Genomic DNA, 703 nt, shown 5'->3' on the forward strand with positions numbered 1-703 from the left:
AAAAGCTTCTGGAGCGCGTTCAGCGAAACCTGATGTCGTGACAGATTGAACAGCTGCAGGTGGGTACATCGTCGGTTTTGGTTCTGCACATTCTGCTTGTGTGATACAAGCTTTGTAGTGATCAACGTCTACACCAGAACCGAAATCTACTTTCACCATATCGTACTTACCAAGTACAGCAGTTGGCGCCCAGTAATAACCGAACCAAGCTTCCTGACGCTCGTAAGCTTTTGCAATCGCCCCTGATAATGCCGCGCCAGAACCTGGATCAACCACTTTGAATCCTGCGCTTTCTAAATCAAGCGCTTTGAACAAGTTTTCACCCGAGATTTGACAGTTCCAGCCAGCTGGGCAACCCATGAACATCGCTGCGCTTGGATCTTCTGGGTGTTTAAACAATGCAGCATTCGCTTTCACGCCTTCGATTGTTGCAAGGCTAGGATCTTGGTCAACCATGAACTTCGGCACCCAAAAACCTTCTTCACCACCGTCAGACAAAGAATTGCCCGCATACTTTAATCGACCTTCTGCAACACCTTTGTCGAGAGGTTCGCGCAGACCATTACTCCAAAGCTCTGGTGCAATATCTGGCTCACCTTTCTCGATCATTGATGTGCCTGTTGGCATTGTGTCACCCGCCACAAGTTGCGTATCGCACCCGTAACCATTCTTGAGAATGTAACTATCTACATGCGCCATCAAC

Annotated in this window: 1 protein-coding gene; it reads right to left on the reverse strand. The window is 48.4% G+C overall.

Features of this window, described 5'->3' with window-relative positions; translation table 11 throughout:
• The coding region (locus A3762_RS04825) for a glycine betaine ABC transporter substrate-binding protein (protein WP_068754350.1) at positions 1–703 on the reverse strand (703 nt) is incomplete at both ends.

The organism is Oleiphilus sp. HI0125, assembly GCF_001635355.1.